Annotated in this window: 6 protein-coding genes and 1 other RNA gene; 1 reads left to right on the forward strand and 6 read right to left on the reverse strand. The window is 42.9% G+C overall.

What is annotated here, in order from left to right:
* Positions 1-82: 82 nt before the first annotated feature.
* The 5 genes from serC to ffs all read right to left on the reverse strand — a co-directional run bounded on the left by serC (position 83) and on the right by ffs (position 6,246).
* A complete protein-coding gene (gene serC / locus B3R91_RS05425; protein WP_286796773.1) occupies positions 83-1,192 on the reverse strand; it encodes a 3-phosphoserine/phosphohydroxythreonine transaminase in 1,110 nt (369 codons plus the stop codon).
* A gap of 121 nt (positions 1,193-1,313) precedes the next feature.
* Positions 1,314-2,198 (reverse strand): hypothetical protein, encoded by an 885-nt coding sequence (locus B3R91_RS05430; protein WP_286796774.1) that lies wholly within the window; start codon positions 2,196-2,198, stop codon positions 1,314-1,316.
* Between the two features lie 62 nt (positions 2,199-2,260).
* Positions 2,261-5,296: a M48 family metalloprotease gene (locus B3R91_RS05435; protein ID WP_286796775.1), complete on the reverse strand. Its 3,036-nt coding sequence runs from the start codon at positions 5,294-5,296 to the stop codon at positions 2,261-2,263.
* Between the two features lie 49 nt (positions 5,297-5,345).
* Positions 5,346-5,942 (reverse strand): LemA family protein, encoded by a 597-nt coding sequence (locus tag B3R91_RS05440; protein WP_286796776.1) that lies wholly within the window; start codon positions 5,940-5,942, stop codon positions 5,346-5,348.
* 207 nt (positions 5,943-6,149) lie between these two features.
* Positions 6,150-6,246, reverse strand: an RNA gene (gene ffs, locus B3R91_RS05445) — signal recognition particle sRNA small type.
* A gap of 297 nt (positions 6,247-6,543) precedes the next feature.
* On the opposite strand from ffs, the gene B3R91_RS05450 reads away from it, so the two are divergent.
* Positions 6,544-7,260, forward strand: coding sequence for an SIMPL domain-containing protein (locus tag B3R91_RS05450; protein ID WP_286796777.1), 717 nt, complete (start codon positions 6,544-6,546; stop codon positions 7,258-7,260).
* 81 nt (positions 7,261-7,341) lie between these two features.
* On the opposite strand, the gene B3R91_RS05455 is transcribed toward B3R91_RS05450, so the two are convergent.
* A partial coding sequence (locus tag B3R91_RS05455; RefSeq protein ID WP_286796778.1) for a zinc ribbon domain-containing protein occupies positions 7,342-7,530 on the reverse strand: 189 nt, incomplete at its 5' end.

Here is a 7,530-nt window from a genome sequence, read left to right on the forward strand (position 1 = left end):
GAATGTTCAACACGCCCTAATAGTCATAAAAAAAAGACGCAGCTTATAAAGTTGCGTCTTTTATTTTAAAACTTATGCTAACTTAAGCGTGCTTTTTTTCAAAGGCGATCATAAAGTCAACCAACTGCTGCACCCAATCTAGTGACACCGCATTATAAATACTGGCGCGCATACCGCCGACATCGCGGTGACCTTTTAGATTCATGAGGCCTGCTGCTTCCGATTCTTCTAAAAACACTTTATCAAGGCTACTGTCGGCTAACGTAAACGGCACATTCATGATAGAGCGATATTTGGGGTCAACTGGATTGCTATAAAAGCTGCTGTCATCAATCGTTTTATACAGTAAATCCGCTTTTTGCTGGTTGATTTCACCGATAGCAGCAACGCCGCCCTGCTCCTCTAACCAATCAAATACCAACCCTGCTAAATACCAAGAATACGTCGCTGGCGTGTTTGACATTGACTCTTTTTCAGCCTGATGTTCATAGTTCATCAGCAGCGGGCACCACTCACTCGCTTTGCCTAATAAATCTTCACGGATAATGACAATAATTAATCCTGCTGGCCCAATATTTTTTTGCGCACCCGCGTAAATCATGCCGAATTTAGACACGTCAATTGGCTGTGACAAAATGCAAGAAGACATATCGGCGATAATTGGCGCATCGACTTGTGGCGGCTCAAATATTTGTACACCATGAATGGTTTCATTGGCGCAGTAGTGAAAGTACGCCGCATCTTTACTCAGGTTCCAGTCGCTTTGGGCTGGCACGTCGGTAAAATTACTGTCTTTACCCGTTGCCACCACATTAACCTCGCCCAAACCCAGTTTGCCATAGCGCTGTGCTTCTTTGACCGCTTTACCAGACCAAGTACCTGTCGTTAGATAGTCGGCGCGGCCACCATTTAACAGATTTAATGGAATCGCTGAAAACTGTAAGCTGGCACCGCCTTGTAAAAATAGCACTTTATAGTTATCTGGAATGTCCATGAGCGAGCGCAACTTGGCTTCCGCTTTTTCAGTAATCGCGATGTATTCTTTACTACGGTGACTCACTTCCATGACCGACATACCGCGTCCCTGCCAATCAAGCAACTCTTCTTGAGCGCGTGATAAGACGGCGTTCGGTATGGTGGCAGGTCCCGCTGAAAAATTGGGTACACGGTTAGGAGCGGCTTTAGTGGTCATAATCATTATCCTAAATATGATGAGATCATCGTGGTTATTAAAGGTTAAAGGTGAAGGTTATCGTTATTTTTTAATCTCTGTCGTAGTAGTCGTAATAATAGTAAGTGGCAAGCCTTTAATTCTACTTTGATAACTGCTCCCAAAGCTGACGTTTAAGTTTGCTATCTTTAAGCATCTCATCGAGTGTGGGCACAGTCGTAAAGTTCGGATGCTCAAGGCCGTCAGGTAATACGGTCAATGCCGCCACTTTTATCTCTTCGCGACGACCAATCTTAAACACATATCCTGCAAGGCTGGCATTGGCAAGCTCAGCGGTATCCATACCTTCACAAATAGGAAATGAGGTCGTCTCACAACTGATGGATAGCGCTTGGGTGACATTTTGCCAAAGCTTTTGGCTGTCATTATTGAGGGCTTGGATATCAACCAAAATTACCCAATCGCCATAGCGACCACCTTGTAAATCAAAGGGTGCTACCTTCTTGAAAATATCGTCTTTAAAGTTATTCTCTTTAGAACTGCTATCTTCAAAGCTTACAGCATTATTTACATTATCAATCGCAGATTGCTGAACGACCGTATTTGCAAGTGAGGTAACGGCGGGCTTGGAGATATCAGGGGCAGTCGAGTCAAAATGATAGGTGACGGGGCTTTGTGGGTCAGAATGACTTAAACCTGTCTCATTCGCATCATCGTAATAATGGTTAATAGACTCATCATCTACCATATCGGCTATGGCATTAATATTTGGGGATGCAATATGAGAAGATTTATTATTCGAAAATTCAACGCTTGGCTGTTCAGTACTCGTTGTAGAAGCAGTAGAATGAGATGTAATCCTAGCGTTAGCTGTAACCGCATCAGGTAAGGCAGGCGCAGAAATATCAGCGATACTCAATGTTCCAGAGCTCGGCTGCACCCACTGATTGATACCCATTATCGCTAAAATCTGGCGCTGCTGCATACGATGCTGCAATACAATTAGCGGGTCTTGGATATCACTCATGCTTATTTACTATCCTACTCATCTAAAATGGATTTACAGGCTTTTATTGTCAATTAATCTGCTCAAAAAAGCTGCCGAACGCCTAACCAATGGTGGGCAAGCAAGGTCAAACAATCATACTCATCTTGACTGACTATCGTATCGTGTAACATCACTGTATGCAACGTGCTCAGCCATTGCCGGTAATCATTGTAATCATAAGGCTTATTATTAACAACATTATAATCTATTTGAGCGTCGCCCTGTTGCCTCTGTAGATAATTATCAGCACCTTTGGCTTTAAGACTAGATGATTGACTTGTAGACGCTATAAAAATAGGCACTGCTGCTATTAATGCTAATAGTTGGACACTATTTAAACTTTGCGCAGTCAATAACAACCATTGCAAATTTGCCTCACTAGCGGCTGCTAAATCAATATCAATCAAACGTGCATGACGGCGTAAATCTACAAGATAATGAGCAATGCTAGCACTATTATAGCTGAGCACTGAGCTACGTAATTCGCTATCTAGTGCGGATATTATCTGCCCTTTGGCATCCTTTGATAAGCGATAAGCCAATACAGTAAGCACGGTTTTTGCGGCAACATCAAGACCATCAAACACCTGCCCTGATGGGTCAAGCTGAGCATAAATATCATCCGTGCCGGCATGCAATACTTGCTGCCATTGATAGTATGGATATTGAGAGTGAAGATGCGACTGAACCTGTTTATCGTTTAATACAGTAGATAATACGGGTAGTAACTGCTGCAGCTGTAGCGCCTGCCATAACGCTAAAATCGAAGGCGAGCGACAATGGGTATCTTCTAAAGGATTTAATAATGATTGAGGCTTATTAATAGAATCATCGTTATCTATATTATCAGCAAATTTTTGGCTTAAATCAGCCGTTAGGGAATTTTCAAATAGCTCAATGATACCTCGCTGATAACGCAATAGCATTGACCGACACTTTTTTTGCTGCACGTAATGTTGATGATCTTGATTACGATGATTGGCTTCATATTTTAAGCGCAACTCATCGATAGCGTTTTCTGATAAATTATGCTGGCGTAGTTGCTTTAGCGCCAATGCAATCAAAGCACTGTCTACGCGCCGATCAAGATTTGCCACTACCGCTAATAATTTATGATCGAGTGTATGCGGTAAAACTCGCGTGTTATCTATATCGACTTTAGTTTCAGCAGAAAATCTCTTATCCTCATCAAGCCCAAGCCAGATTTCAGTTAAATTATACGTTGCTGTTGTTGACAGCACATAACCCTGATGACAAAGCAGCACAGCTTCAATCAGAGCTTGCGCTCCGAGCGGATGATAACTGTGATTGAGCACATACTGCGGTAGCGATACCTTTTGTATATCTTCGATACCAATCAAGGTATCTGATGGCAAATCACTATCAGGTTTAGCTTGCCACGGCTTAAGTAGCTGATGAGTACCGATATCTTCTGCTTGCACCTGCAAACGCCCATTAATAACAACATCTTGCTCTACAACAAATTCAAGCCCACTGTCGCTCTGCAATTCATTATTTATCTCACTAGTAGAATAGGTTGCGATTTCTTTTTCGATAGCAGCTTTATGAATAGTATTTTTTTGAATAGTATTTTTTTGAATGGCATCTTCGTCAATAACATCATTGAATGTATTATTAATATTTTTATCAGTGAATTTATTTTCACTTAGGCTATTTGTTACTATCACGCCCCAATCACCCAAGCGGCGCTGCTCATAAATTTCTTTTATCTTTTGCTGATTGAGACGTTTTTCTTTAGCCACTTGCACGGCGAAATCATGATAAGCGTTGGCATTGATAGCACTCATACGCTCAGCCAAACTTGGATGCGTGGCAAACCATGATACGTCACCCAAATCAGCACCACTACTGGCAAAAAAGAAATGACTTAATCCATTGATATCGGCGATGCCAGTTAAGCGCGAACCAAGCGCATCTTGATGAATGGCCTTTAAGGTTTCCATAATAGCCGGCGAACGTGTCAGCTGCACACTGGTCGCATCAGCAAGCAACTCGCGCTCACGGTTAAAGCTGTGTTTAATCAGCTGCGCACTGGCCATACTAGAAAAGCTCAAACCATGAATTAATAATGTCCAAATATTGCGCGGTGCTTGATTATCAAACTTATTATTATGTTGTAGCCATCTTGACTGACCCTTAGCTGAAGATTGCTGGCTTTGCGACTGGTTTTGCCAGTAGGCTACCCATTCGCTATGAGTGGTAAAGTTGGCTGTCTGCGCTTCAGTGCGACGCGCATGGCTATCGATTGCTTTTTGCGGTAAAGGGTTGCTTTGATTGACCGCACTATTAATAAAAGAGCCATCAAAATAGTTTTGCTGAGTGGTTTGATGACTGACTTTATAACCAGAACCAAAATCATTAATAGAATCACTCCAGTCATAGAGTAATTGCAAACCTGCTAGTACCACCATTAGCTGTAAATTAAACGTCGCATCGCCATGCAAGATATGACCATACTCATGCCCTATCAGCCCGTATAGCGCCTCATCAGATAGTTTATCGAGGGCGCCTTGGGTGACGACGAGCACCATATCTTGGCTATGGCGACCCGCCACAAAACCATTAATGCCTTGTTCTTCAGGTAGCACATATAAAATTGGCATTCGCAAACCTGAAGCAATGGCTAGCTGCTGGGCAATCTCATAATAACGCCGATAAACAGGCGGAAAATCCCGCTCATCACGCACGGCAATCTGGCGGGCACTAAAGCGAACTTTTGATACAGGCTGATGCTGATGGGCAACTCCTTGGCTATGCTCCCAAGCGTCTTGGCTTTGGTCGATAAATAAGCGCACTGCACCCACACGTTGAGCAATCGCCCGACCACCTGCTTTTAAGCGCCTATACTCTAAAAAACTACCAACGACAAAGCTACCGATTGTCCATACGACCACCAGTATTAATACCCAATGATAAATGCCACCGGTAAATAGCGTGAGCAGCAACGCCATGACACCAAGTGCTACAGCAATATGGGCAAAGACAATCAGAAAAAATAGTCCATAAAGCAACAAGCTGCGCTGAGTACGGCTACGCTGTGCACCAAAAAAATCCATCTATTTATTTACCTAACGCTAGCTAAACACATTTAACATTATTTGAGCATCAGCCCATATCGACGACAGGTGCTTGAGCAATTACCTTTCTATCTTCAAATACCAATGGGCTAAGTGGACGAAAGCCAAAGGTTGTGCTGACAAGATTATTAGGAAACACTTCGCGGTCATTGTTATAAAACATCACGCTATCATTATAATGCTGACGGGCAAAGCCAATCCTATTTTCGGTATTGGCGAGCTCATCCATCAGCTCTTTAATCATACTATCCGCTTTTAACTCAGGATAGGCTTCTACAACCGCTGAAAATTGCCCCAAGGCTTTTGACAACATACCCTCTGCTTTGGCAAACAACGCCATATGTTCAAGGGAGTCTGGCTGATGCTTAGTAGAATCTTGTAAGCTTTGGGCATGATTACGCGCATTAATCACACGGGTCAGCGTTTCTTCTTCATGGCTCAGATAACGCTTGGCGGTTTCGACCAAATTTGGAATCAGGTCATGACGGCGCTTTAGCTGCACATCGATTTGTGCAAAGCCATTTTTTGCTTGGTTGCGGGCACGTACCAGCTTATTAAATACTGACACCCCAAACACCACGATCAATACCGCCACTGCAATGAATAGCCAAACGAACATTTTCATTATCAGACTCCAAAAGGTTTTTTGTTCACAATGTTGTTATTAAAGGTTACTACATTGTATTTTAACCCATATATTTTGTTTAAAGTCTAAAATCAGACGAAATGCAGGCGAAAAAAAAGCCCTTTACGATGAAGGACTTATTATTAATATTTAATGACCAAGACTATAAAGAATAGCTATCATCAAATTTTAGGCAAAAAAAAGCGACTCCATCAGCACATCCTCGGCACACATTATAACTATTACCGTTGCTACCTTCCGGTCCTGGCGGGATTCATAGAACAATGTTGCGAGGCTACCAATGGAGCCACCAGTTGCAGATTATACAAGATTTTTTTATTATTACAACCCCCATTGTCAAACTGTTTGCTTTAGGCGATAAACAACCTTATCAGTACTACGTACAAGCGACGATGTAGCCAAATTTAAACAGCAACTTAACTGACAAAATACTCATAGCAAATTGTTGATTTTTTGCTATTTTAGTCAGGGTATGTTGCATAAAAAACAATACAAAAAATACTCATATAAGAATGAGTTTTCTGACCATATCCCTCATACAACTATCATGACCATTACTAGCACTAATTAGGAGATAACCATGAGAAACACTTGGATGAACAAAGCCGCACTTGCTACGGGTACCGCCGCCCTACTAACAGCGATGATAGGTAGCGCCCATGCAGAACCCACAGGCTACGATCAGCTGACTTTTCAGACAGAAGTCAAAGAGGAAGTCCAAAACGACGAAGTTCGCGCCACTATGTATAAAAAAGCGCAAGCATCAGATGCTAAAACGCTAGCGACCACGCTTAATACTTCGATCAATAACGCGATGAAAATCGCCAAACGCTACCCAAGCGTGACGGTTAGTACTGGCCAGCAGCGCACCTATCCGCGCTACGATAAAAACGACAAAATCATTGGTTGGACAGGACAAGCCAACATCGACTTAAAGAGCACTGACTTTGCTGCCACCAGCCAACTGATTGCAGACTTACAGCAAACCTTAGTGATGGAAAACCTAAACTTTGGGGTTTCAGACGCTAAAAAAGATGCGCTAGAGCAAAAGCTTATGACCGATGCTTCTCGCGCTTTTCAGCAGCAGGCTAAAAACCTGACTCGTGCATGGGATGCGCGCGGTTATCGTGTCGTCACTGTCAATCTAAATACCGGCAGCAACTACCCTCGCCCTATGTATAGCGCGATGAATATGAAAGCTGAAGCGGCGGATGCCTCAGTACCAAGCCAAAGCTTTGAATCGGGCAACAGTACCATTTCAGTGACTGCGAATGGCACGATTGAGTTAACGAAATAAACGCAGAGGTAATGAGTTAAGCATTGACATACTCCCCCACTTTCGCCAAGCTCAAGCGGGGGATTCTAAAAGCATAAGCTCTTAGGCGACATTCTCACGAATATCACAAGTTTTCTGCTTCATCGGGCGACCTTTACCGCATCCTCCCTCCACAGACAACACGGCATGTCCTGCCGCAAGAATATTTTTAGCTGCATTCACATCAGCATTTGCTTTATGCCCGCATTGGACGCACTCAAACTTAGCTGGGGTTTGTCGATTTTCTTTAGC

Source organism: Psychrobacter sp. UBA6291, from assembly GCF_002439405.1.
GTDB classification, from domain to species: Bacteria; Pseudomonadota; Gammaproteobacteria; order Pseudomonadales; family Moraxellaceae; genus Psychrobacter; species Psychrobacter faecalis.